We start from the raw sequence: 26044 nt of genomic DNA, 5'->3' as shown, positions 1-26044 counted from the left end.
GATTGTCATTTTTAAAACATAAGTACAAAGCTCATGATTATTTTGGATACTTTAAAATATCCATCTGTTATAATCTCACGCAATTTATTTAACTGCTTTGGCTGTGTATTAAAACAAGCTACATAGCACTCTATATTTTCTCAAGGTAACCCATGGCGCAAGCTAAAAAATCCGTCGATATCAAAAATATACGAAATTTCTCGATTATTGCTCACATTGACCATGGTAAGTCTACATTGGCTGACCGTTTTATTCAGATGTGTGGTGGTTTACAAGATCGTGAAATGCAAGCTCAAGTCTTGGACTCAATGGAGCTTGAGCGCGAACGTGGGATTACCATTAAAGCCGCTTCAGTTACGCTATATTATACTCATCCTAATGGTCAGGAATATCAACTTAACTTTATTGATACTCCCGGACACGTAGACTTCTCGTATGAAGTTTCTCGTTCATTAGCTGCATGTGAAGGTGCGTTATTGGTTGTAGATGCTGCACAAGGTGTAGAAGCACAATCAGTTGCAAACTGTTATACCGCGATTGAACAAGGTCTCGAAGTTCTTCCTATTTTAAATAAAATTGATTTACCGCAGGCTGAACCTGAACGTGTAATTCATGAAATTGAAGAAATTATCGGGATTGAAGCGACAGATGCACCAACCTGTTCAGCAAAAACTGGTTTAGGTGTTGAAGGTGTTTTAGAGCGTTTAGTCGATGTTATTCCGGCGCCAGAAGGTGATCGTGAAGCACCATTACAAGCATTAATTATCGACTCATGGTTTGATAACTACTTAGGCGTAGTTTCTCTTGTTCGTATTAAACAAGGTCGTATCCGCAAGGGCGACAAAATGTTGGTTAAATCGACAGGACAAACTCATCCGGTCACTTCTGTAGGTGTATTTAATCCTAAGCATACTGAAACAGATATTCTTGAAGCTGGTGAAGTAGGTTTTGTTATTGCGGGTATTAAAGATATTTTTGGTGCGCCAGTAGGTGACACGATTACGCTTGCATCTACCCCTGATGTTGCGATTTTACCCGGTTTCAAAAAGGTTAAACCACAGGTTTATGCTGGTCTTTTCCCGATTGATGCGAGTGATTTTGAGCCATTCCGTGAAGCGCTACAAAAATTGCAGATTAACGACTCGGCTTTATTCTTTGAACCAGAAAGCTCTGATGCATTAGGTTTTGGTTTCCGTTGTGGGTTCTTAGGGATGCTACATATGGAGATTGTACAAGAGCGTTTAGAACGTGAGTATGATCTTGATCTCATCAGTTCTGCACCTACCGTAATTTATGAAGCATTAACCAAGAAGGGCGAAACGATTTATATCGACAGTCCATCAAAAATGCCGGACGGATCTACTGTAGAAGATTTGCGTGAACCAATTGCTGAATGTCATATCCTTGTTCCTCAAGAATACTTAGGGAACGTAATGACGCTATGTATCGAACGTCGTGGTGTACAAAAAGATATGAAATTCTTGGGTAACCAAGTTTCTATTACATTTGAAATCCCGATGGCTGAAGTCGTTATGGATTTCTTTGACAGATTAAAGTCATGCTCTCGTGGCTTTGCATCTTTAGACTATAACTTTGTACGTTTTGAAAGTTCAGCTTTAGTTAAGGTGGATGTGTTAATTAATAGCGAAAAGGTTGATGCCTTGGCTATGATTTGTCACCGTAATGATGCACGCCATCGAGGTATTGCATTGGTTGAGAAAATGAAAGACTTGATTCCTCGCCAAATGTTCGATGTTGCTATTCAGGCAGCAATCGGTGCGCAAATTATTGCTCGTTCTACTGTAAAAGCAATGCGTAAAAACGTATTAGCAAAATGTTATGGTGGTGACGTTTCACGTAAGAAAAAACTACTTTCTAAACAAAAAGAAGGTAAGAAACGTATGAAACAAGTGGGAAGCGTTGAAATTCCACAAGAAGCGTTCTTGGCTGTATTGAAAGTAGAAAGATAAGAAATGAAGGTCGGGGGAAGTAAGACATTACTTTTCCCTACTTTAAGACAAGCAGCTAGGCTGCGAGTGAGGTCGTGTGGATTTTGATTTTAATTTAATTCTTGTTCCAGTTACGCTGATTCTATTTGCAGTGTGGTTGTTAGATAAACTTGTATTCAAACAGCGTGCAAATAAAGGGCGCGGGAACGAAAATTTTGTTATTACATGGGCTTATGACTTTTGGCCAGTTTTAGCTGTAGTACTTGTACTTCGTTCATTCCTTTACGAACCATTTAATATCCCATCAGACTCTATGGTCCCTACTTTAGAAACTGGTGATTTTATTCTGGTGAATAAATTTGATTATGGTGTGCGTCTACCTATCGTCAATAAGAAAATTATTGATGTGGGTGAACCAAAGCGTGGTGATGTGATTGTATTCCGTTATCCGCCTCAACCTACCATTAGTTATATTAAACGTGTAATCGGTTTGCCAGGCGATCATCTTGTTTATGATCATGGACAATTGATTATTAACGGACAAAAAGTACCGAAAGTATTAACACAGTTTAGCCGTGAAAAAGATGTATTAGATACACCAACGTCTATTTATCATAAAGAGACGATTGGTACGCATACCTTTACAATGCGCGAACTTGAAGGCGTAAATGTGGCGCGTCAAGCACCGTTTATCAACTATGTTGAAAATGGTAAATATGCAAACCAAGACGGTTTATATTGGGAAGTGACTGTTCCAAAAGGACATTACTTTGCAATGGGGGATAACCGTGATCAAAGTGCAGACAGTCGTTTCTGGGGCTTCGTTCCTGAAGAAAATCTAACAGGACGAGCATTCTACGTCTGGATGCATAAAGAACCGGGCTTACATCTTCCTAACTTTGGCCGAAATGGAAAAATAGATTAAAAACAACCATTAGGAAAAAAAGAAATGCGTAAGGCACAACAAGGTACTTCGTATTTAGCAATTTTATTTGGGGTGGTTATATTTGCGGTTGCAGTAAAAGCTGTACTTGCAGTTTGGCCAGCATATTGGGATGATCGATTGATTAATAATCAAATAGAAGAGCTTTTACAAGAAAGCTCTTCTGACATCACCCCGCAGAAGTTTATGACACAAATGGATCAGCGACTGGAAATGAACAATATTCGTGATCTTCATTTCAAAGAGATTGCGCAAGTGTTTAATGAGTCTGGTCTAAAAGTCCAAAAGAAATATGAGGTAAGAAAACCCTTCTTATCAAATATTGATTTAGTTTTAACATTTGAGAAGAGTTTTGATAAAACATCAGTTCAAACTAAGTGATCCTCGCTTATTGAGTCGAATCGGATATCAATTCAAGCAGCTTGAATTGTTACAGTTAGCTTTGACTCATCGTTCGGTGAGTCATAAATACAATTACGAGCGCTTGGAGTTTTTAGGCGATTCATTATTGGGCATGATTATTGCCAATTATCTATATCATGCCTATCCAAATGAAAACGAAGGCCGTCTAACGCGTATGCGAGCGACTTTAGTACGTCAGGAAGCGTTAGGTAAGATTGCAACCGATTTGCAACTTAGTCGGTGTTTAATATTAAGTACGGGTGAATTGAAATCTGGTGGTCATCATCGTGAGTCAATATTGGCTGACACGGTAGAAGCCATTATTGGTGCAATTTATATTGATAGTGGTGATCTCAACTTACTTACAGATATTGTGCTAAAATGGTATGTACCGTATTTAGACCATATTGAGCCTACGGATCAACTTAAAGACCCTAAATCACGTTTACAAGAGTATCTACAAGCACGTAAAAAACCTCTCCCTGTTTACGAGGTTGTAGATATTCAGGGTGATGCACCTCACCAGCACTTTAAAGTTGAATGTTTGATAGATGGCTTATCAAAGATTCATGGTGAGGGTTCAAGTCGTCGTTTTGCCGAGCAGGCAGCAGCGGCGGAAATTTTAAAGTTATTGGAGCAATAACCTGCATGTCGATGCATTCTGATCAAATCAATCCAGATTCAAATGAGAACCAAGATCCTAATAATCTGATTGATCAATTTTTTAGTTCCAAAGGCGTTACAATTCCTTCGGATTTTAAGAGCGGATTTGTGGCGATTGTGGGACGTCCAAATGTGGGTAAATCTACCCTCATGAACCATTTGTTAGGTCAAAAGCTTTCTATTACTTCGCGTAAACCTCAAACAACACGTCATAAAATTATTGGTATTGATTCGCGTGAAAAAATGCAGGCGGTATATGTAGATACCCCGGGTATGCATAAAAAAGAAGTGCGCGCTATTAATAAAATGATGAATCGTGCAGCTCATTCTGCATTGCGCGACGTCAATTTGGTCTTATTTGTTATTGATGCTTATAAGTGGACGCAAAATGACGACTTAGTCCTTGAAAAACTCAAGAATGCTGAAATGCCAGTTATTTTGGTGATTAACAAGGCTGATACTTTTGAAGATAAAAGAGATATTCTTCCTTTGATTCAAGAGCGCGCTAAGCTTATGAATTTTGCCGAGATCGTTCCTGTATCTGCATTACGCGGAGCAAATCTGGAACACTTAAGCGAAACGATTGAGAAGTATCTTCCTTACCAAGCACCTTTGTATTCATTTGATCAGATTACTGACCGTTCTGAACGCTTTTTAGCTAGCGAAATTATTCGTGAAAAAATCATGCGTCAGTTAGGTGAAGAATTACCTTATGATTTAACAGTACAAATTGAATCTTTCAAAACGGAAGAAGAGACTGTTAATGAAAAAACTGGTCGTTTAAAGCCAGCTTGTACTTATATTGATGCAACGATTTTTGTAGATCGTGCAGGCCAAAAAGCGATTGTGATTGGTGAAAAAGGTGCCAAGCTTAAAACAATCGGTATGGATGCTCGTAAAGACATGGAAAAAATGTTTGAACAAAAGATCATGCTTACTTTGTGGGTTAAAGTTAAAGGTGGATGGTCTGATGATGAGCGTGCTTTAAAAAGCTTAGGGTATAGTGATATCTAAAGGATAAGGATGCTGGTATGAAAACAATTACATCATTGGTTGCTATAATTGGATGTACATTGATGTTACAAGGTTGTGTATATAAGCTTGTAACCGTACCAGTAGGTATCGCCTATAAAACTACAAAAGGTGTTGTTAAAGGTACAGCGGCTGTTGTAGGGGCGGTAATTCCTGACGGTGATGATGAGGACGACAAAAAAGAAAAAGAATCTGAGGAATAGTTTCTTTTTATGATGCGCAATGAAGTCCTCCATGGATATATGATTCATCACCGGAAGTACCGTGAAAAAAGTCATATTGTGCATCTTTTTACTCAGGAGTATGGGCGAGTCGATGGTATTTTAAGACAGACTCCGCCCCCTCAATATCAGCCTATCCGCTTGCAAGCCACGGGTAAAAGTGAGCTGAAAAACTTTACAAAGCTTGAAATCTTAAATCAGCCTGTTTTCTTTTTTGGTGATGCTTTTTTTGCCGGATTTTATTTAAATGAAGTTGTTCTTAGACTTTGTCCCTTAGAAGAGACAATGCCACAAACGTTTGAGCAATATCAGTTAACGTTACTTCAATTACAACAATTATCTTCCCACGAAAATCCTGACCTTTTTCTTCGGCAGATTTTGCGCCAGTTCGAGCATATTTTACTTCCTGAACTTGGATACGCGATTGATTTCTCAGTCGATACCCAACAACAGCCTATCCAGGCTCATCAGTTTTATCAATTTCAAGTGACAGAAGGTTTCGCTCCTGTTGTGCAGGCGAGTCGTTCTTCTTTGTCTGGGAAAGCGATTTTGTCTATGTTGGATTATGAGCAAGGGCAGGATTTTTCTCTCGAACAATTGCAATTATTAGGTAAACTATACCGTCAAATGATTACATCGCTTTTAGGTGATCGTCCCCTAAAAAGTCGACAATTGTGGATTCAAAACACTCAAACTCAATCGTAATTAGGATTTATTTATGGCTGCATTGCTTGGTGTAAACATAGACCATGTTGCTACTTTGAGACAGGCGCGCGGTACTACTTACCCAGATCCTGTAGAAGCTGCTCTTATTTGTGAACAAGCTGGTGCAGAGGGCATTACTTTGCATTTGCGTGAAGACCGTCGCCATATTCAAGATGATGACGTACGCCGCATGCGTCCATTATTAAAAACACGTATGAATCTTGAGTTGGCTGTTACTGATGAAATGATCGAGTTTGCGAAAGAAATTCAGCCACAGCATGTTTGTTTTGTTCCTGAAAGACGCCAAGAAGTAACCACTGAAGGTGGTTTAGATGTAGTAGGTAACTTTGAAAAAGTTAAAGCTGCAACTCAGACTTTAGCTGCTATCGGCTGCGACGTATCATTATTTATTGATGCAGATTTAGCTCAAATTGATGCAGCAGTTGCATGTGGTGTACCTACGATTGAGTTACACACGGGTGCATATGCAGATGCGGCAACAGAGCAAGATCAACAGGCTGAGCTGGCGCGTATCATCAAAGGTGTTGAATATGCAGCTTCAAAAGGTTTAGTTGTAAATGCTGGTCATGGCCTTAACCTTAAGAATATTGCTCCAATTGCTGCTATCTCGCAAATTCACGAGTTAAACATTGGGCACTCAATTATTGCAGATAGTGTTTTTGTGGGTCTAGTTCAAGCTGTTAAAGATATGAAAGCAGCAATTCAGGTGGCAGGTTAATTGGTTATGTCGAGTATCAATTACGATGAATTAATGCAACCTGTTTTGGCTTTTTTAGGCTGTCAAACGCCAAAAGCATGGTTAGATGAGGCAATCAATAATCTAGATATTTTGATGCAAGATCATGCGAATTGTGAAAAAAAAGCAGCTAGTACAGCAATGAACTTAATGTTTCGTTATAGCTTTTTCCCTGATTTGCAAGTAAAGCTTGCACAGCTGGTACGGGAAGAAATGCTTCATTATGAACAAGTGCTTGAGCTTATGGCTAAGCGTGGTCAAAAATGGGATGGCTTAAGTGCAGGGCGCTATGCTGGTGGGTTGCGTAAAGAGATTCGTACTTATGAGCCAGAGGCTTTAATTGATGTACTTGTGGTAGGTGCTTTTGTTGAGGCGCGCTCATGCGAACGCTTTCATGCTCTTGCCCCACGTGTAGATGATGAGTTAGGACGCTATTATCGCTATTTGCTTAAGTCGGAGTCTCGTCATTTTGAAGACTACTTGGCACTTGCATTTGATGTTGCAAAAACTGCAAAAATGAAAAATCCTAAAGAGGATATTCAGCAGCGCATTGAGCATATTCGTGAGGTTGAAAAGAATCTGATTTTAACGCCTGATGATACCTTCCGTTTTCATAGCGGTGTGCCTGCATAATATTAGAATTTTTAAATAAAAAGTTTACTGTAAAAGGTAAACTTTTTTATTAGGTGAGCTTTATTTCTTCGGTGGTAGGCATGTTCTGCTTTTAGTTTTTTAATGCATATAATTATTTAATAAATATATTTTTTATAAATTTTAATTTCTCTTAAAATTTTTTAAAAAACTTTTATTTTTTAAAGCAATAACGAATATTATGTAAATATAAAGATAGTTTTGTTCATAATCGGTTCAACTGAAGTAGTCAAATATTTTAAGGATATAAGAATGTTAGCATTAGTTACAGGCGCCTCTGCGGGCTTTGGTTATAGTATTTCAAAAAAACTGATTGAGTTAGGTTACAAAGTTATTGGCTGTGGAAGACGGGCAGAAAAACTAGAAGAACTAAAACAAGAACTTGGTGAAAAGTTCTATCCCTTAGTATTTGACATGACAGATACCGTAGAAAATATAAATAAGGCACTAGTTGATTTACCAACCGAATTTCAAATCAGTCAAATTGATTTATTGGTAAATAATGCTGGATTGGCCTTAGGGTTGGAGTCAGCAGATAAATCAGATTTAGATGATTGGTACACTATGATTGATACCAATGTTAAGGGGCTTATTACTGTTACCCGACTAATTTTGCCAAGCATGGTAAAGAAAAAGTCTGGCTTAATTATCAATATGGGCTCAATTGCAGGTACATACCCATATCCGGGGGGTAATGTTTACGGTGCCACCAAAGCATTCGTGGAGCAATTTAGTTTAAACCTTCGAGCTGATCTATCAGGTACTGGCATTCGAGTCACTAACATTGAGCCAGGGCTTTGTGGGGGTACAGAGTTTTCTTTGGTACGTTTTAAAGGTGACCAAGAAAAAGTGAACAGTCTTTATGATAAAAAGAATCCAATCTTGCCGGAAGATATTGCCAATACGGTAGCTTGGGTTGCCTCACAACCTCCGCACATTAATATTAATCGTATTGAAATGATGCCGACCACTCAGTCTTTTAATCCTTTAAAAGTAGTTGAAATGGAGTAATGATTTAAGAAAGGAATATCTTTTTCAAACTTAGATTAGATCATTAAGTCAAGTAAATGGTTTAAGCATGAAAATTAAATCCTCTATCTTGATAGGGGATTTTTTATAACTATTAATAAAATTATGGCAAAAAAAAACCCGCTTTAATGCTGCAGGCTTTTTAGTATTTGGCTCTCCCACCTGGGCTCGAACCAGGGACCTGCGGATTAACAGTCCGTCGCTCTACCGACTGAGCTATGGGAGAATCTGCATGCGATTATAAGGAGATTTTGAGAAGGGTCAAGTCTAAATTGTCATGTTTACTTCATTTTTGTGTTGTATGCTTTTTATTTGACCAGTTGGGTGCTGTGTTAAGAAATTACTTGCACTTTAAAAAGTCAATTGCTAGATTCAAGAAAGAACAAGCGTTTGGAGAAATCCAAACAGTGTGGATTTAAACCAACTTGCCAGCACTAAAATGGCTAAATCGGAGATAAGTATGAAAACGCTTACGATCGCTTCTATTTTTTCTAATTTTGATTTTTATCAACAAAATTATATTAATGTCTTAACTCAATCAGAATCTTATTACACACCTGTAGAAGATGCATGGATTGATGCTTATCCTTTCAAAAAACAGAACTTATATTTAGGTGATTTACTGCAACTTTGGTTTAGCTCTAAATGGAATGTGCATAATTCACTTAAAATTTTAAAAAGCTCAAAATTATTAAACTCCTCTAAATCTCTATATATTTTTCAATTAGAAGGGGAGTTGTTGTTGGGTAAAAATAAAGTGTTAGCTTGGTCTACTGAGCATCAAGAAATTATAGAACTTCAACTTAAAAATATTTGGGCACCTTATGTGATTGCGCAAACTTGTGAACGTCCAAATAATCAAGATTACTCAATAAAAAAGGCAGCGGTTTAAGGCTGCCTTTAATCCTTAGAGCCGAATAATCATGCAGGTTGCTGTTGCGTAGGCATACAGTTTACCTTCCTCATCAATAATCTTTCCTTCGGAAATACCTAAATTTTTACTTAAATTAATAACTTTACCTGTCGCAATTAAAGGATGGTTCTTTGGAATCGGACGGCACATTTTTACGTTAAGGTCGATTGTGCCATAGCCTACACCCGCGGGTAACATCGTATGTACTGCACAGCCAGTCACCGAATCTAGGACTGTTGCAGCAAAACCACCATGTACGCCACCGAGTGGATTTAGATGGTTATGATCCGCTTGGGCTTTGAAAGTAACAGATCCTTCTGAGATTTCAGTAGGCTGCATAGGTATAGTTTTGCTAATACTTGCAGGAGGAATATGGCCTTCTATCATGGCTTGTAAAAATTCAAGGCCAGTCATTTCCATCGGATTTTTCATTTTTTGAGTCCTTTAATTCTTTAAGTTCTAAAATAGAACTTGATGTTAAATTAGGCGTTAAAATACATATTGTCAAGTACAAGAAATATAGGCCACTTTATAGTTTATAAACTTGTAAATTTTGGTTGAGCAGAATATTTTATAACTCTAAAAATATAAACTTAGTGTGGAAAATAATAATGAACGGTCAGTGTTTATGTGGTGAAACAACTTTTGAAGTTGAATTAAAAAATCATGATGTACATGCTTGCCATTGCTCGATGTGTCGTAGACAAACCAGTGGTGTCATTATGACAATTGATGTGGTCAAAGGTAGTTTAAAGTTTATTCAGCAAAAGCATCTTAGTGTATTTAACTCTTCTGACTGGGGAGAACGAGGTTTTTGTAATGCTTGTGGAACAACAATTTTTTGGAGAACCAAAGATCAAAGCTACTGCAACATCAATGCATTTTCTTTAAATGAGCCCGTAGAAGACTTGAATTTGGATATGGAAATTTTTATTGATTCAAAACCCGATTTTTATACTTTTCAAAATGATACAAAGAAATTGACTGAGGCTCAGGTCGCTGCGTTATTTAACCTATAATAATTTTAATTATAAAAAAGGCCTCAATTTTGAGGCCCTTTTAATTTTTACAGATTATTTCGCAGCTTTTTCAGCTTCGATTGAAGCGATAGCAGCATCTACACCTTCAATTGAGTCAGCAGCTTTTTTGATACGTGCTAACGCATCAACAAGTACTTCGTCAGCTGTTGCATATGAAATACGCATAAAACCGCCTAAACCAAATGCATCACCAGGTACTACTGCTACGCCAGTTTCTTCTAATAACCATTCAGAGAACTCTGTGCAAGATTTTAAGCCTTTTGCACGAATAAGAGGGCGAATGTTTGCATAGGCATAGAAAGCACCATCAGCAGGTAAGCAAGAGATACCTTTGATGTCATTTAAGCCGTTTACAACTAAGTCATGACGGCGTTTAAATGCTTCAATCATCGGTTGTAAAACGTCTTGTGGACCATTCAATGCAGCTTCAGCAGCAACTTGCGAAATAGAAGTTGGGTTAGAAGTTGACTGTGATTGGATCTTTTTCATTGCACCAATGATTTTTGCTGGACCGGCTGCATAGCCAATACGCCAACCAGTCATTGCATATGCTTTAGAAACACCATTTAAAACAATCGTGCGGTCGTATAAATCTGGAGCAACAGTTGCGATGTTGTAAAACTCATCTTCCCAACGAATTGGTTCATACATATCGTCAGATGCAACAAATACTTGTGGGTGGCGACGTAGAACTTCAGCTAAAGCTTCTAATTCAGCTTTGCTATAAATCATACCAGTCGGGTTAGAAGGGCTGTTTAATACAACTAAGCGAGTGTTAGGTGTAATAGCAGCTTCTAATTGTTCAGGAGTGATTTTGAAGCGTTGGTCTTCGCCACATTTCACAATGACTGGAGTACCTTCAGCAATAATGACCATATCTGGATAGCTTACCCAGAAAGGTGCTGGAATGATAACTTCATCGCCTTTGTTTAATAGAGCAAGTGCCAAGTTAAAGAAGCTTTGCTTACCACCACATGAAACCAAAATCTGATTCGCTTGATAATCAAGATTATTATCACGCTTAAATTTAGCAATAATTGCTTTTTTTAATCCAGGAGTACCATCTACAGCCGTATATTTGGTGAAACCATTATTAATCGCTTCAATTGCAGCATCTTTGATGTGTTGCGGGGTATCAAAGTCTGGTTCGCCAGCCCCTAAACCAATCACGTTCTTGCCAGCAGCTTTAAGTTCAGCAGCTTTGTTGGTTACAGCAAGTGTAGGGGACGGTTTGATAGCATTGACACGATCAGAAAGACGTACGTCCACGGCAATATTCCTCTTATGGGATTAAAAAATAAAAAGCATACTATCTTATCGCAAAAATTAAGTAATTTGCGGATGTGGGTATTTTTAGATGTAAAAAAGTTTGATTTAAGAAAGATCTTGTCTCTGTTTTATTCAATTGAAGCTTTTTTGGAAAGAAATGATAAAAATCATTTATAATAAGTCGCAATCGAAATTTCGAGAATGAATCATGACTGAGCAACAGCCAAAACAGAAAAAGGCTTTGGTGAAATTGCCATTCCCAATGCCGAATGAAAGCAATCAAGCCGACGATGCGGTACACAACCAAGTACGTCCTAAACCAGAGCAATACGCAGATAGAACGTGGATGCCTCCACGTGGTACGCGTCGTTCTATGGGAAAACGCTAATTTTGAAAAACAGGCAATATGCCTGTTTTTTTATTGATTGAGTAAAATCTCCTGATAATAACTTTTTTTCTTTTGATACATGTGATGGTCCGCTCGCTTTAACATGTCCTCAATTTGTTCATTTGTTTGAGTAGTTGCATGTCCAATTGCGATGCTAATTGGGTGACTTGAATAATATTGATTGTCGATATTAAAAAGTTCCTGAATGGTTTGAAGCATAATAAGAACATTCGCCTCATCTGCCCCCGGCATTAAAATCACGAATTCATCGCCACCTATTCTAGAAGCCGTATAGGGCGTATTTAAAATGGCCTGACTTAAAATATTTCCAACGCGACGCAATAAACCATCCCCAATATCATGACCAAACTGATCATTGGTTTCTTTTAATCCATTCATATCTAAGAAAATTGAAGAAACAGGGCGAATAATGCTTCGATTTAAACGATTCAGTTCTTCTGTAAAAAAAGCGCGGTTATATAGTTTGGTAAGAACATCGTGTTGTCCTAAATATTCAAGGTAGTTTTCCGCTTTTTTTCGCGCGGTAATATCGGTAAGTGCAACTTGTACCAGTCCCCAAGTCTCTTCGTATCCGGGAAAAACGGTAAATTGAAGCAACACATTTCTTATTTGGCCATCTAAAGCGTAGTTAATGGCTTCACGTTTATGATGAATATTACCTTGCCATAATTCGATGAGTTGCTCGCGAAATGTTTCAATCATCTCTTCAGCAAAAACCTTATGTGTATTTCTGAAAAGTGTGGATTTATCAGGAGCCTTAAATAAATCGAGAGTTGCCTGATTAACATCTAAAATCAGAATATCTTCTACACACTGACGGACAAATTCAGGATGAACATCTAGAAAAGTTCTAAAATCTTCAATTCCCAATAGCCTAAGTTGATCAATTCTATTTTTTATACGGCTGAAATCTTCGACCCAAAGAGACGTGGGTGAGTAGATAAACATGGATTCAGCCAAGCGACGATTTTTTTCTTCTTCACGAAGCGCATTTTGATAAGGCGTTACGTCTTCGGTGGTAATTAATACACGTTCAAAGGTTGATTCAGAACCGGGTAAAATGGATCCTCTTAACTGAACATCAATACGTTTGCCCGATAAAGTGTAATTTACAGTAGTGCTTGAAAAATGGGTCTTACCATTCCATAGTTCTTGTAATTCATTAATATGTGATTCAAACATCTCTTTTTTAAAAATAAGATTTAAACTCGAATATAGTTCTTCGTGAGTTTTTGCTTCAAAAAGTTCTAATGTTTTTTGATTCACACGAACAATTTTAATTTTATGAGCACATTCAATAATTAAATTTTTATTTTGGCTTAAAAATTCATGGAGGTTTTCAATACCTTGATTTCTCCATAGATCAAATTGTTGTTTAACTTCACTGAAATCCTCAATCCACATTGGAATTGGGCTAAGGTCAAAAATTGAAGAATCTAAAGTTTCCATATGTTTCTTTAAGTATTCAGTTCGCCTTAAAGTATAATGAGAAAAATTAAGATTTGGGAATATAAAGAACTTAAATTTATTAGAATAATTAAAAATAAGAAAATTAAATCTAAGTAAAAATAAAATAATGAGAAAGCAGATATTATCTGCTTAGCTCATAAGTTTATTAGAGAAATTAACGATTAATAGGGTGGTCAATATTCTTTTCACCACGCCATAATTTGATAAAGTCTTGCTCGTCAAAATCATAAAGTTCCATGAGTGCAACGACTGCGCTCACAAAAATCATGGCACCCTCAGAGTTGCCGTGCAGGTCAAAAATTTTACCGTTGAGCTTACCTAAAATATCACTAAGCTCATGATCACGACCTCGGCCATATCGATCTCGAGGGTAGAGCTCTTCATTTAAAACAATAAGAGCAATCGCTTTTTCAGCAGCCGATAAATCTGTTTTATCTAAGGCTTCTTCAAAAGATTCACTTCCATGATTGAAGTAAAAAATTACTTCATCATTAATGAAACTTTTTACCATCTTTTGAGTTAATGTTGGAAATTGTGAAACTGCATTATCTTCAACATAGGGTTTAAAAGATTCTGGAAAGATAACGTTGTGATCAATATCTTTAAAGAGTGGTGCAATTTCAGAAACTTTATAACCTGCAATGCCACAACCTAAAGCAGTGACAAAATATTTCATTTTAGGATGATTTTTTGCATATATCTTAAAATCTTCAACGTAGTGCTCAATTTGTGAAAGAGGCATTTGTTGAATATGTTCATTTAAAGTTGGAATTGCAAAGCTTTGACCAGCCCAGCCGCGACCCACACCTTCAACTGCTCCGAAGTGTTGACTGGCAACGCGTGCTGCGCCGCTACCATGCTGTCCAGCAAGGTTACTACCAAATACAAAAACTGTATCTTCTGGAAGTTCGGTTACAATACTTTCATCATGATATTGATAGGTCATGGTTATGCTTTTTATTTAATGGATAGCTTCATGTTGCAACTGATTATAGTATTGGTCAAGTGTTAAGATGCTTAATCTTTTACATTGAATTTCCAACTCAATTTGCACTTTAAATTAAGATAAAAATCCCCATTAAAAGGGGAGACGTTAAATTCAATTTTTTCATAAAGAGAGATAACTTTGAACGAAAATCAACCTTTTGATTTGGTCACTCATTATCAGCCAGCAGGTGATCAGCCACAGGCAATTGAAAAGCTGGTCAATGGTATCGAGCATGGTTTTCGTAATCAGTTATTGCTAGGGGTAACTGGCTCAGGTAAGACCTATACCATGGCAAATGTGATCGCTCAAACACAACGCCCTACAATTGTGATGGCCCATAACAAAACTTTGGCTGCCCAACTTTATGGTGAGTTTAAGTCTTTCTTCCCCAATAATGCGGTTGAATATTTTGTAAGTTATTACGATTACTACCAGCCAGAGGCTTACGTTCCATCTTCGGATACGTTCATCGAAAAAGATGCAGCTATTAATGATCACATTGACCAGATGCGATTATCTGCAACACGAGCTTTATTAGAACGTCGCGATGCAATTATTGTGGCATCGGTGTCTGCAATTTATGGTTTGGGTGATCCAAATGCTTATATGCAAATGTTGCTGCATGTGGTCGAGGGTGACCGAGTAAGTCGTGATGAAATCATCCGCCGTTTGGTTGAAATGCAATATACGCGTAATGAACTTGAATTTTTACGTGGTACTTATCGAATTCGCGGTGAAATTATTGATATTTTCCCAGCAGAATCCGATCAACATGCCATTCGCATTGAACTATTTGATGATGAGGTTGACTCAATCCGTTGGTTTGACCCGCTAACAGGGAAAATGGTTCGTAAAGTTTCTCGAGTAACGATTTATCCGAAAAGCCACTATGTCACGCCAAAAGATCATCTAACACGTGCCATCGATACAATTAAGGATGAATTACAAGATCAACTTAAATTCTTCCGTGAACATGACAAATTGCTCGAAGCACAGCGTATTGAGCAACGGACACGTTACGATCTGGAAATGATGCAACAGTTGGGTTATACCAATGGTATCGAAAACTACTCACGTCATTTGTCTGGGCGTCCATCTGGTGAAGCTCCGCCGACTTTATTCGACTATATTCCAGAAGATGCTTTGCTGATTATTGATGAGTCACACGTTACGGTTCCACAAATTGGAGCGATGTATAAAGGTGACCGATCACGTAAAGAAAACTTAGTAAATTATGGCTTCCGTTTACCAAGTGCGCTTGATAACCGTCCAATGAAGTTTGAAGAGTGGGAGCGTATTGTACCGACTACCATTTTTGTAAGTGCAACACCTGCTAAATATGAATTAGAAAAGTCAGACCAAATCGTTGAACAGGTGGTACGTCCAACAGGTCTCATCGACCCTGAAATTGAGATTCGTCCTGTCTTAACCCAAGTGGATGATGTTCTTTCTGAAATTAATATTCGTAAGACTTTGAATGAAAGGGTATTAATTACGACTTTAACGAAGCGTATGGCAGAAGATCTGACTTCATATTTAAAAGAATATGGCGTTAAGGTGGCTTATCTCCACTCAGATATTGATACCGTTGAACGTGTCAAAATTATTCATGAATTACGTACAGGCGTATTTGATGTTTTAGTCGGTATTAACCTTCTACGTGAAGGTCTGGATATGCCAGAAGTTTCTTTGGTCGCTATTTTAGATGCAGATAAAGAGGGCTTTTTACGTTCGGAACGTTCACTCATTCAGACAATTGGTCGTGCTGCACGTAATGTAAAAGGTAAAGCAATTTTATATGCTGACCGAATTACTGACTCTATGCAAAAAGCTATAGATGAAACTGATCGCCGTAGAGCCAAGCAAATTGAATTTAATGAGTTGCATGGTATTACGCCGCGGAGTGCGGTTCGTCAGGCTGTCAAAGAAATTGACTCGGGTGAGGTACTTTCAGACGACGAGATTGATGAAAAAGTACTTGAACAAGCACAAGCATTGAGTGCCGATGAAAGACATATTCTTTCAGACCCTAAATTGTTTAGTAAACATATTACTAAGCTTGAAAAAGATATGTTGAAGGCCTCGAAAGATTTACAGTTTGAGCAAGCAGCGCGGATACGTGATGAAATTCTTCGATTAAAAGCGCAGATGTTGCAATAAATGAATACATAACGCTACATAATGTGTTTAAAAAACAAGCTACTGTAGATATTTGAGTTCTTTTGTATTCACAACTAATCGTTGAGGGCAACAATGGCATTTCGAAATAATGTTCCGCAAGCCAGTTGGCGTTTGGCTAAAATTGCGTTAGGCGGTGTCGTTTTGGCTGGTTTAGCTGTTGGAACCTATGTCTATGCTCAGCCGAAACCCTTGCAAACTGTTTATAAAGTTGAACTGGACCGATATTTAGGTGTTTGGTATGAAGTCGCCCGTAAGCCTGCATTTTTCCAAAAAAAATGTGCTTATAACGTATCTGCAACTTACACCTTAAATGAAAATGGAAATGTGGTTGTAGATAATCGCTGCTATGACAATAGAAAACAATTACAGCAATCTATTGGTGAAGCCTTCGTGGTTAACCCGCCATATAACAGCAAATTGAAGGTGAGTTTCTTACCGGAAGCTGTGCGATGGATTCCAGTTATTCGCGGAGATTACTGGATTTTAAAAATAGATGAAGACTATCAAACTGTTTTAGTAGGAGAACCTTCTCGTAAATATCTTTGGGTATTATCAAGAACTCCTCATCCTGAACAAGAAGTGGTGGATGAATATCTAAATTATGCAAAAACATTGGGTTTTGATATTCGCGATATTATCCGTACAGAACATAAAGAATAAATGTAAATGTCTGATTAAGAAAAAACCATGTTTTCACATGGTTTTTTCTTTTTTATAGTGGATAAATCAAGTATTGTGGTGAGCTGTTTTTACTAAAGTCTAAGAGGGTGGTGATGTTTAAGGGCGTGAGCTTGTCTGTCATGGCATCTGTCACTTTTGGTGTACTTTATTTTTATACTCAATTGTTAGGCCAGCTTGATAGTGAACAAACTTTCGGATGGCGGATTATTGCAACAATCCCATTTCTAACTTTGTTTATGTGGTGGAGTGGCGATTTAGCGTATATCAAAAATATCTACCAGCGTATTTTGGCTAAGCCATCTTTATTATTGTTGTTAATCACAACCTCCGTTTTAACTTCAGTCCAACTTTGGCTGTTTTTATGGGGGCCTATGCATGGGCGAGGCCTACAAGTATCTTTAGGATATTTTCTATTACCGCTTGTTTTAGTATTGGCTGGAAGTGTGCTATATGGCGAAAAAATATCAAAATTTCAATGGGTCGCAATTATTCTTGCTGTCATTGGTGTGGGCCATGAAATCTGGCGTTTAGGAAGCATTGCTTGGGAAACTGCATTGGTTGCGGTTGGTTATTCTGCCTACTTTTTATTGCGTAAAAAAATTAAAACAGACAATTTAGGCGGCTTTTGGTGGGACTTAGTCATTATTTTGCCGATTGCGATTTATTTAACCCATACAGGTTCACTCCCTTATAGCAAATTTATAGATCAACCGAGTCTTGCTTTGATCATTATTGGGCTTGGAATTTTAAGTGCTATTGGTTTGGGAAGTTATATTCTGGCAAGTCGCTTTTTACCTTTAGTTGTGTTTGGACTTTTAGGATATCTGGAACCAGTTTTGCTTGCTTTAGCTTCTCTAGTTTTAGGGGAGAGTATTGGCCAAGAAGAATGGTTTACTTATATTCCGATCTGGTGTGCAGTATTTGTACTCGTTTTAGAAGGCGCAGTTCACCTTTATCAACAACGTCAAAAAGCCAAAAATTTGCAGCTAAACGTCGCAAAATATCAAAAAAGATTAAAAAATGATGCTCATGATTAGAGCATCAGAATCTAAAAAGTAAGAAAAAGCAAAAATTTAGCTGCTTTAAACAATAAGATAATAAAAAATAATTATAGGTATTTTATGAATTTATGATGAATTTTAGGAAAATCTAGCCACTAACGTCAGCTTTTGATTCATTCTTGTCGATAATTCCATTACAATTACGGGGTTTAAAAAATCACGCCTAGATATAATTAATTAGAGGACGTATCTGTGAGCAAAGACACTATCATCGCCCTGCATGCTGAACACCAAGGCCGTTGGAAAAACCGTGAAGAAATCGCGGAACGTATGATTGCCGTAATCGGTCAATTATACCGTGAAAAAAATATTGTCGTATCTGTTTACGGTCGCTCTTTAATTAACCGTTCTGTTATTCAAATTTTGAAAACTCACCGTCGTACACGTGTTGTAGATGTTGAGCTTTCTGTTGTAAATACTTTTCCAATTTTAGAAGCTTTAGCAAAAGTTGAAAACATTGGTTCTGCAGAAGTTGATATCGGTAAACTTGCTGTTGAATATAAAGAAAAAGGCGGTGATGTTGACGCTTTTGTTGCTCAAGCAGTTGAGTCAATTAAAGGTAGTGCAACTTCTGAACAGCCTAAAGATGTAGTTCTTTATGGTTTTGGTCGTATTGGCCGTATCTTGGCTCGTTTAATCATTAGCCAATCAGGTTTAGGTCGTGGCCTAAGCCTTAAAGCAATCGTTGTGCGTAAATCTTCTGATGGCGATTTAGCAAAACGTGCTTCTTTACTTCGTCGTGACTCTATTCATGGCACTTTCGCTGGTACAATCGCTGTTGATGAAGAAAATGAAGCAATCATTGCTAACGGTAACTTCATTAAAGTGATTTATGCATCGAGCCCAAGTGAAGTTGACTATACTGAATACGGTATTCAAAACGCACTTTTAATCGATAACACTGGTAAATGGCGTGATGCTGAAGGTCTAAGCCAACACTTGAAATGCCCAGGCGTTGCACGTGTTGTATTGACTGCACCAAGTAAAGGCGAAATGAAAAACGTTGTATTTGGTGTAAATAACACAGATATCTTAGATGAAGACAAAATCATCTCTGCTGCAAGTTGTACAACAAATGCAATTACTCCAATTCTTAAAGTATTGGATGACAAATATAAAGTTCTTAACGGTCACGTTGAAACTGTTCACTCATTTACAAATGACCAGAACTTAATTGATAACTACCATAAAGCAGATCGTCGTGGTCGTGCTGCTACATTGAACATGGTTATTACTGAAACTGGTGCTGCTAAAGCTGTTGCTAAAGCATTACCTGCATTGAAAGGTAAGTTAACTGGTAACTCTGTACGTGTTCCTACGCCAAACGTATCTCTTGCTATCTTGAATTTAACGCTTGATAAAGAAGTTGATCGTGAAGAAGTGAACGAATACATTCGTCAAATTTCGATTAACTCTAGCCTTCAAGGTCAAATTGGTTATACCAACTCGACTGAAGTTGTATCGAGTGACTTTATCGGTTCTCGTACTGCTGGTGTTTATGATGCTCAAGCAACGATTACTTCTGGTAACCGTTTAACTGCTTATGTTTGGTACGATAACGAAGTTGGTTATAGCTGTCAGGTATTACGTATCGCTGAACAAATGTGCGGCGTAAGCTACAAAAAAATTCCAGCAGAATTGAATGCTTAAGATCATTTAACGATCTATAAAAGATTTTCACAAAAAGACCCAGTTTAGACTGGGTTTTTTTACAACCGTACAAAATATATGCTGACTATTTTTTTTAAATAAATGAGAATAGAAATTAAGGAAAAAAAGAAAATAGTAAGGGATAGGAATTGTCGCAGTTTAAACGTTTGTTGGTCGTTTTTATATTCATCATTATTGCCAATTTATGTGGTGTACTCATTGCAATATGGGTGTTTAAGCATTTTAATATTTATATTCCATTGAAGAATCAAGCAGTTGCTATTGACTTGCAAGAACCTCTACAAGTTAAGGTTAAAGTACAAGATGCTTTAAATGTGGATGTAAAAGGGCGGGTAAATGCCAGTATTCCAATTGATGAAAAACTGAATATTCCATTAACCCAGACATTAACGCCACGTGTTTACTTCGATAATATGGTGCCGATTAGCACCACAATTCCTGTCAAAGAAACATTAAAAGTTGAGCAGAATTTACCAATCGATACGAAAGTTCAGGTGAGGGTTTTGGGGCGTGATATTACGTTGCCATTGAAAGGAACAATTCCATTAAAACTAGATGTTCCGATTGATATTAATGTTCCGCTTGAGCAAAAGGTTCATTTAAAATTTGATGCACCAGTACGGACGGTATTAAAAGAAAATTTACATATTCCTCTAAAAGCAAGATTGGATACTAATATTCCAATTGAGGGTAATTTGAATGTCCCGGTTAAAACAGCACTAAATGCTTCGGTTGATGTGAAAAACACATTGCCTGTGAAGATTGCAAATGGTGAGTTGAAAATTCCTCTGTCCACTATGCGATTAAATCGGGTAGTAGATTCAGAAACATCGCAGACAACAACTGATCAATAGGGTGAATAGTAATGTTTCGTTCACTCAAGAGTATGTTAATCAGTTTTTTCTTAATGATGATTCTTGCTGCTGTTATGTTTTGGGTATATCTCAATATTCAAGCTAATTTAGTTGTTTCGGCTCATAATGCCGATATTAGTTTGCCTGACTCTTTAGAAACAAAGATTCAAGTTGGCAATACTTTACAGGTTCAATCTATTGGTAAACTTGATACCACATTAGATATAGACCGCCAACTAACTTTACCTTTAAAAGGGAAATATCTGGCAGATTTAAATTTTGCTGTAGAGACACCAATTACAGTGAGTGTTGACTATTCAACAACTTTAAAAATTGATCAGGTTATGCCTCTTGAAACTACGACAGACCTCGTCTACCAAAGTAAATTTTTACCAAAATTTCCACTTAAACTAGATATTCCCATCAAGTTAGATGTTCCTTTTAATTTAAAACGTAGTTATACCATTCCAGTTAAAATTGTTTTTGATGGTCCTGTTTATTTTGAATTTGATGAGCCAGTAAATTTATCGGTTAAACATCGGTTTAACCCAAGTCTACAAGTGAATGACCCTATGGAAATGGGGAATATCTCTTCATTTAATGCCATCATGTATAATTCGGTTCCAAAAACAAAAGCAAATCTTGATATGCAAATGACCTTGCCATTACGCAATGTGCATCCTTAAAAATTAAATAGTTATTCTGCATTTTATGTTGGGTAAAGCCCGTATTTGTAAATCTAAATTGCTTTTGATGACTTAAAGATAAAAACAGATCGTTATAAATGGGAATTGTCCCATTTTCTATTCGAGAATTTTATGAAAATATGGCAGAATAGGCGGTTTTAGAGTTTTTAGAGGATTGGCAGATGCGCTTTGTTGATGAAGCAGTCATTACCGTAGAGGCTGGCGACGGTGGCAATGGCGTAGCCAGTTTTCGCCGTGAAAAATTTGTACCATTTGGTGGCCCAGATGGTGGTGATGGCGGACGTGGTGGAAGTATCTATATTCAAGCTGATGATGATACGAGTACGCTAGTCGATTACCGTTACACACGTAAGTTCCGTGCTGAGCGCGGAAAGAATGGTGCAGGCGCTAACTGTACTGGACGTGGTGGTGAAGATGTGGTTTTAAAAGTACCCGTTGGTACAACAATTGTTGATACAGATTCAGGCGATATTATTGGCGATTTGGTTGAAGATGGCCAAAGAATTCTGGTTGCAGGTGGTGGTGATGGTGGTTTGGGGAATACCCACTTTAAATCATCAACTAACCGTGCTCCGCGTAAATGTACGACAGGCATCAAAGGTGAATTTCGTGAAATTCGTCTTGAATTAAAAGTATTGGCAGATGTTGGTTTATTGGGTATGCCAAATGCTGGTAAATCAACCTTTATTCGTGCTGTAAGTGCTGCAAAACCAAAAGTAGCAGATTATCCATTTACAACCATGGTTCCAAACTTGGGTGTTGTAGATGCTGACCGTCATCGTTCATTTGTAATGGCCGATATTCCTGGTTTGATTGAAGGTGCAGCGGAAGGTGCTGGTTTGGGAATTCGTTTCCTTAAACATTTGGCACGTACGCGTATCCTTTTACACATTATTGATGTGCAACCAATTGACGGTTCGGATCCTGCGCATAATGCAAAAGCAATTATGAATGAGTTAGCTAAGTTTTCTCCTACTTTGGCTAAGCTTCCAATTGTTTTAGTACTAAATAAACTGGATCAGATTGCTGAAGAAAGTCGTGAAGAGTGGTGTCAGCATATTTTAGATGAACTAGAGTGGACTGGACCTGTCTTTAAGACATCAGGTCTATTAAGTGAAGGTACAAAAGACGTTGTGTATTACCTCATGGATCAGATTGAACAACAACGTGAACGCGAAGTTGAAGATCCTGAATATGCAGCAGAAGTAAGAGCTTTCCGTGAACAACTAGAAGTTGAAACACGTGAACAAACCATTGCGGCAAAAGAAGCATATCGCGCTATGCGTCGAGCACAACGTCTTGAAGGCATGTTGGGCGATGATGATGATTTTGACGATGATGAAGACGACAATGATGTAGAAAGCATCTACGTTCGTGACTAAAAAACCGAGGAAAACATGATAGAAGTGGTCGATGGGCAACGTCAGCTCAGTGAGTGTAAACGAATCGTTGTTAAAATCGGATCATCTTTACTCACAGCCAATGGGCAAGGTTTAGATTTGAATGCTATTTCGCATTGGGCGAAACAGATTGCAGATCTACACAATGCCGGACACGAAATTATTTTAGTGTCTTCTGGAGCTGTGGCTGAAGGTATGGTTCGCATGAAGCTTGCAAGTCGACCCACCGATCTACCCAGTCTACAAGCCTGTGCTGCGATTGGGCAGATGGGTTTAATTCATACTTGGTCTAGTGTGCTTGAAGAACATGGCATTCGTACTGCTCAGGTTTTACTCACCCATGATGATCTAGCGGACCGTCGTCGTTATTTAAACTCATGTGATGCTTTGCAAAACTTGATTGATTGGCGCGTGATTCCGGTTATTAATGAAAATGACACGGTATCTACCGACGAGATTCGCTTTGGTGATAACGATACTTTAGCTGCGATGGTTGCAGGTCAGGTTCATGCAGAATTGTTGATCATTTTAACTGATCAGCAGGGTATGTTTGATTCAGATCCGCGTCACAACCCTGATGCGAAATTACTATCTACTGTTCGTGCCATGGACGATGTTTTATTCGAAATGGCTGGCGGTGGTGGTGTGCTCGGCAGAGGTGGTATGGTGACTAAGGTTCGTGCCGCACGTTTAGCTGCTAAGTCGGGCTGTCCAACGCTCATTGCGAGTGGTGAAAGTGACAATGTCTTGTCACGTGCGATGGCGGGTGAAATGCTCGGTACGTTGTTTACTACAGATAAAGACCGTATGACTGCTCATCAACAATGGCTCGCTGCTCATTTACAAACAGCAGGTCGTCTTGTAATTGATGATGGTGCTGTTGAAGCGATTAAATTAAAACATCGCAGTTTGCTCCCTGTAGGAGTTAAAACTGTTGAAGGACATTTTGATCGTGGCGATGTGGTTGAATGTGTAGATAAACAAGGTAAGCGTATTGCAGTAGGTCGAGTGAATTTCAGTTCACGATCTGCTGAAATTATTAAAGGCTTAGCCTCAGATAAGGTTTATCAAGTGTTAGGTGAAGCTCGTTCACTTGAAATGATTCATCGTGATCATATGGCAATTTATTAAGTTATGTCTAAATAAAAAAGCTCGCTTTATGCGAGCTTTTTTTCTGGCGTTAAACTAGGTAAAACACGGTCTTCACCCACCATATAGGGGTGTGTCGCGAGACTGAGCATATCTATGTCTTCTGAGCTATTACCATATGCATAAACTTGATGGTAATGCTGGAGCGTATATTGCTGATGTATTCTTAATTTCTTTTGTTCACTACTACAATCTGGGGTGGAGTAATAACCTGTCATCATACCGTTTTTAATTTGAGTTTCAGTACAAATTAATTCGATATTCAGTAGTTTGCAAAGTGGAGCAAGGTAGACATCAATTGAAGCTGAAACCAGTACCACTCGATCACCACGTAACTGATGATGTTGTAACTGTGCGAAAAGTTCAGGTGAAAGCGAAGAGACTAACTCTTGTGCATATTCTTCACCTAATCTTTGCAGCTCAATTGCAGGGGTATTTTTGAACATGCTGCGAAATAACTTGGCACGCATAGCATGAGCTGGATAAAAGTTAAGATAGTAGGCTTGAATCCATGGCAGGATTTTCAAACCTTGTTTAACAATATGGCGCTTAGACAAAGCATAAAAGATGAACCCTGTAAAACTATCTTTACTACACAAGGTTCCATCAAAATCGAACAGGGCGAGACTTTTTATAGTCTTATGCGTTTCGCTCGTTGCATACATGATTCATATCGTCCGTTTACGCGGGTTGCATACCAGTTGGTATTATAGTCACGACTTAATTTTGGCCCAGAAATGACCACTTGCGGCATGATTGCATAGATAGGTTCTTTACCTGTCTTTGCTTTATAAAGTTTCGTCAGAGCAATATAGGTTTGAGTACTTTCAAACTTTTTCTCTTTTTCTAATTTAAGATCATCACGAATTTGTCGTGGGGTAACCAATACATTATTTTTTGCAAATACAGTAATCAGTTCTTTTTCTGACTGGCTTTGAGTCGGACGCGGATCACCATCTTTTGTATAAAGAAGTAGATCACCATCAAGACTGATTTCTGTATCTGTTAGGTCATTTAACATGCTTTGAAAAGCAGCATTACGGCTAGAATACATACCTGAGTTATAGTCTGCAAATCGATAAATGGCTTTATCGTAGTCTGCTGGATAAACCATTAAACGATGAATACCATAATATAAACCGCCATATTCAGTATATAAGTCATCACGAAGTGCAGCAGTATTCATGCTTGAGCGTTTATTGGCTTTCGCATAGTTAATATGAACTTGCATAGAACCCAAGGTCGTAATAGGGTTCATTTTCTCGCCAATATCTTGCCCAACTAATTTGGCCGCACCTGTTAATGCACTCACATGGTAATGCTTAGCCATAAAATCGAAAATTTCTCGGTAAAGTAAATCGAGGTCTTTCTCGGTTTTAACCTTACGCATTTGACTCATATAGTTGTTATCGGGAGAAGGCTGAGTTCTTAGCACTTCTTCAAAATAACCGGCAATTGTTCCACCAATGGTTTTGCCAAGCTTATCTTCAAACTTTTCATTTAAACGTGTGCTAACTTCTTCAACTGCTTTTTGGCCTAATCCCGGTACTTGAGGGTTGGCAACAAAGTTAGATTCTTGATCTACTACAGCCACAATACTACAGACATTTTTCTTGGTTTTAGGAATATCCAAGTCTTTCATAATGTCGTCAATATCTTTAGCCCATGACTCACGATCATGTACACGTGATGGGATTAGACGTTTAATCTGTTGGCTTTCTAATTCAGGCTCATCATTATTTGACCACCAAGCTTTATCTCCACAAGCAGCTAAACTCATGCACACGGCAACCATACCGAATGATTTTAATAAAAAACGGGAAGACAACGGTTTGTTCATGGCGAGGAAAGTACCTGCATAAAAAGATGAGTCGATTAAGCGGATGAAGTATACTATGT

28 protein-coding genes and 1 tRNA gene are annotated in these 26044 nt (G+C 38.0%); 22 read left to right on the top strand and 7 right to left on the bottom strand.

Annotation, left to right across the window (positions count from 1 at the left end; all coding sequences use genetic code 11):
* The first annotated feature begins 152 nt into the window (after window positions 1-152).
* The 10 genes from lepA (at window position 153) to AC1PJP_RS06015 (ending at window position 8334) form a co-directional block, all read left to right on the top strand.
* Entirely contained in the window at window positions 153-1970 is a 1818-nt protein-coding gene (lepA, locus tag AC1PJP_RS06060; protein WP_479766665.1) for a translation elongation factor 4, read from the top strand.
* A gap of 76 nt (window positions 1971-2046) precedes the next feature.
* Window positions 2047-2874 carry a signal peptidase I gene (lepB, locus tag AC1PJP_RS06055; protein WP_004790734.1) on the top strand — a complete coding sequence of 276 codons (828 nt, stop codon included), beginning with the start codon at window positions 2047-2049 and terminating at the stop codon, window positions 2872-2874.
* Window positions 2875-2898: 24 nt separating this feature from the next.
* Window positions 2899-3273: a DUF4845 domain-containing protein gene (locus AC1PJP_RS06050; RefSeq protein ID WP_005307477.1), complete on the top strand. Its 375-nt coding sequence runs from the start codon at window positions 2899-2901 to the stop codon at window positions 3271-3273.
* Window positions 3245-3937: a ribonuclease III gene (gene rnc / locus AC1PJP_RS06045; protein ID WP_004790741.1), complete on the top strand. Its 693-nt coding sequence runs from the start codon at window positions 3245-3247 to the stop codon at window positions 3935-3937. The genes AC1PJP_RS06050 and rnc overlap by 29 nt, the downstream gene beginning before the upstream one ends.
* An 11-nt stretch (window positions 3938-3948) precedes the next feature.
* Entirely contained in the window at window positions 3949-4971 is a 1023-nt protein-coding gene (gene era / locus AC1PJP_RS06040) for a GTPase Era (RefSeq protein ID WP_081399272.1), read from the top strand.
* Window positions 4972-4988: 17 nt separating this feature from the next.
* Window positions 4989-5192, top strand: coding sequence for an NF038104 family lipoprotein (locus AC1PJP_RS06035; RefSeq protein ID WP_004790744.1), 204 nt, complete (start codon window positions 4989-4991; stop codon window positions 5190-5192).
* Between the two features lie 9 nt (window positions 5193-5201).
* The gene (gene recO / locus AC1PJP_RS06030; RefSeq protein ID WP_144732074.1) at window positions 5202-5915 is read left to right on the top strand and encodes a DNA repair protein RecO; all 714 of its coding nucleotides are present in this window, start codon (window positions 5202-5204) and stop codon (window positions 5913-5915) included.
* A 13-nt stretch (window positions 5916-5928) separates the two neighbouring features.
* Entirely contained in the window at window positions 5929-6654 is a 726-nt protein-coding gene (gene pdxJ, locus AC1PJP_RS06025) for a pyridoxine 5'-phosphate synthase (protein ID WP_479766664.1), read from the top strand.
* 6 nt (window positions 6655-6660) lie between these two features.
* Complete coding sequence (locus AC1PJP_RS06020) at window positions 6661-7305, top strand: MiaE family protein (RefSeq protein WP_479766663.1); 645 nt, start codon at window positions 6661-6663, stop codon at window positions 7303-7305.
* Between the two features lie 270 nt (window positions 7306-7575).
* On the top strand, window positions 7576-8334 hold the full coding sequence (locus AC1PJP_RS06015) for an SDR family oxidoreductase (RefSeq protein WP_479766662.1): 759 nt from the start codon (window positions 7576-7578) through the stop codon (window positions 8332-8334).
* Between the two features lie 168 nt (window positions 8335-8502).
* Here the strand turns inward: AC1PJP_RS06015 and AC1PJP_RS06010 are convergent.
* A tRNA-Asn gene (locus AC1PJP_RS06010) sits at window positions 8503-8578 on the bottom strand.
* 46 nt (window positions 8579-8624) lie between these two features.
* Between AC1PJP_RS06010 and AC1PJP_RS06005 the strand changes: the two genes are divergently transcribed.
* Both AC1PJP_RS06005 and AC1PJP_RS06000 read left to right on the top strand, forming a co-directional pair.
* A complete protein-coding gene (locus AC1PJP_RS06005; RefSeq protein ID WP_081399273.1) occupies window positions 8625-8771 on the top strand; it encodes a hypothetical protein in 147 nt (48 codons plus the stop codon).
* 41 nt (window positions 8772-8812) lie between these two features.
* Window positions 8813-9244: a hypothetical protein gene (locus tag AC1PJP_RS06000; RefSeq protein ID WP_479766661.1), complete on the top strand. Its 432-nt coding sequence runs from the start codon at window positions 8813-8815 to the stop codon at window positions 9242-9244.
* 15 nt (window positions 9245-9259) lie between these two features.
* Here AC1PJP_RS06000 and AC1PJP_RS05995 read toward each other — a convergent pair whose 3' ends face one another.
* A complete protein-coding gene (locus AC1PJP_RS05995; protein ID WP_479766660.1) occupies window positions 9260-9697 on the bottom strand; it encodes a PaaI family thioesterase in 438 nt (145 codons plus the stop codon).
* A gap of 179 nt (window positions 9698-9876) precedes the next feature.
* Here AC1PJP_RS05995 and AC1PJP_RS05990 point away from each other — a divergent pair, with 179 nt between their 5' ends.
* Window positions 9877-10284: a GFA family protein gene (locus tag AC1PJP_RS05990; protein ID WP_005307454.1), complete on the top strand. Its 408-nt coding sequence runs from the start codon at window positions 9877-9879 to the stop codon at window positions 10282-10284.
* Window positions 10285-10338: 54 nt separating this feature from the next.
* Here AC1PJP_RS05990 and AC1PJP_RS05985 read toward each other — a convergent pair whose 3' ends face one another.
* Window positions 10339-11574: a pyridoxal phosphate-dependent aminotransferase gene (locus tag AC1PJP_RS05985; protein ID WP_002118408.1), complete on the bottom strand. Its 1236-nt coding sequence runs from the start codon at window positions 11572-11574 to the stop codon at window positions 10339-10341.
* A gap of 208 nt (window positions 11575-11782) precedes the next feature.
* Here AC1PJP_RS05985 and AC1PJP_RS05980 point away from each other — a divergent pair, with 208 nt between their 5' ends.
* Complete coding sequence (locus tag AC1PJP_RS05980; protein WP_002118942.1) at window positions 11783-11962, top strand: hypothetical protein; 180 nt, start codon at window positions 11783-11785, stop codon at window positions 11960-11962.
* A 30-nt stretch (window positions 11963-11992) separates the two neighbouring features.
* Here AC1PJP_RS05980 and AC1PJP_RS05975 read toward each other — a convergent pair whose 3' ends face one another.
* Window positions 11993-13432, bottom strand: a complete 1440-nt coding sequence (locus AC1PJP_RS05975) for a sensor domain-containing diguanylate cyclase (RefSeq protein ID WP_199986631.1) — start codon at window positions 13430-13432, stop codon at window positions 11993-11995.
* Window positions 13433-13607: 175 nt separating this feature from the next.
* Window positions 13608-14399, bottom strand: a complete 792-nt coding sequence (locus AC1PJP_RS05970) for an A1S_2505 family phage non-structural protein (protein WP_004790757.1) — start codon at window positions 14397-14399, stop codon at window positions 13608-13610.
* 180 nt (window positions 14400-14579) lie between these two features.
* Here AC1PJP_RS05970 and uvrB point away from each other — a divergent pair, with 180 nt between their 5' ends.
* From uvrB to proB, 8 genes are all read left to right on the top strand, one after another.
* Window positions 14580-16601 (top strand): excinuclease ABC subunit UvrB, encoded by a 2022-nt coding sequence (gene uvrB, locus AC1PJP_RS05965; RefSeq protein ID WP_005307447.1) that lies wholly within the window; start codon window positions 14580-14582, stop codon window positions 16599-16601.
* Between the two features lie 93 nt (window positions 16602-16694).
* Complete coding sequence (locus AC1PJP_RS05960; protein WP_005307444.1) at window positions 16695-17282, top strand: lipocalin family protein; 588 nt, start codon at window positions 16695-16697, stop codon at window positions 17280-17282.
* Between the two features lie 110 nt (window positions 17283-17392).
* Window positions 17393-18340 (top strand): EamA family transporter RarD, encoded by a 948-nt coding sequence (gene rarD, locus AC1PJP_RS05955; protein ID WP_479766659.1) that lies wholly within the window; start codon window positions 17393-17395, stop codon window positions 18338-18340.
* Window positions 18341-18556: 216 nt separating this feature from the next.
* A complete protein-coding gene (locus AC1PJP_RS05950; RefSeq protein WP_004790760.1) occupies window positions 18557-20014 on the top strand; it encodes a glyceraldehyde-3-phosphate dehydrogenase in 1458 nt (485 codons plus the stop codon).
* A 149-nt stretch (window positions 20015-20163) separates the two neighbouring features.
* Window positions 20164-20889: an MFS transporter gene (locus AC1PJP_RS05945; RefSeq protein ID WP_479766658.1), complete on the top strand. Its 726-nt coding sequence runs from the start codon at window positions 20164-20166 to the stop codon at window positions 20887-20889.
* Window positions 20890-20900: 11 nt separating this feature from the next.
* On the top strand, window positions 20901-21575 hold the full coding sequence (locus AC1PJP_RS05940) for a hypothetical protein (protein ID WP_479766657.1): 675 nt from the start codon (window positions 20901-20903) through the stop codon (window positions 21573-21575).
* A 182-nt stretch (window positions 21576-21757) separates the two neighbouring features.
* Window positions 21758-22978: an Obg family GTPase CgtA gene (cgtA, locus tag AC1PJP_RS05935; RefSeq protein ID WP_004790763.1), complete on the top strand. Its 1221-nt coding sequence runs from the start codon at window positions 21758-21760 to the stop codon at window positions 22976-22978.
* 15 nt (window positions 22979-22993) lie between these two features.
* A complete protein-coding gene (gene proB, locus AC1PJP_RS05930) occupies window positions 22994-24127 on the top strand; it encodes a glutamate 5-kinase (RefSeq protein ID WP_004790764.1) in 1134 nt (377 codons plus the stop codon).
* 26 nt (window positions 24128-24153) lie between these two features.
* Here proB and AC1PJP_RS05925 read toward each other — a convergent pair whose 3' ends face one another.
* Both AC1PJP_RS05925 and AC1PJP_RS05920 read right to left on the bottom strand, forming a co-directional pair.
* Complete coding sequence (locus AC1PJP_RS05925; RefSeq protein ID WP_479766656.1) at window positions 24154-24810, bottom strand: HAD-IB family hydrolase; 657 nt, start codon at window positions 24808-24810, stop codon at window positions 24154-24156.
* Window positions 24777-25985 (bottom strand): DUF1615 domain-containing protein, encoded by a 1209-nt coding sequence (locus tag AC1PJP_RS05920; protein WP_479766655.1) that lies wholly within the window; start codon window positions 25983-25985, stop codon window positions 24777-24779. Before AC1PJP_RS05920 ends, AC1PJP_RS05925 begins: the two co-directional genes overlap by 34 nt.
* Window positions 25986-26044: the final 59 nt, after the last annotated feature.

This window comes from Acinetobacter sp. V116_7, from assembly GCF_056735735.1.
Note: the sequence above shows the minus strand (reverse complement) of the source record. Positions and strands in the feature narration are given on the sequence as shown.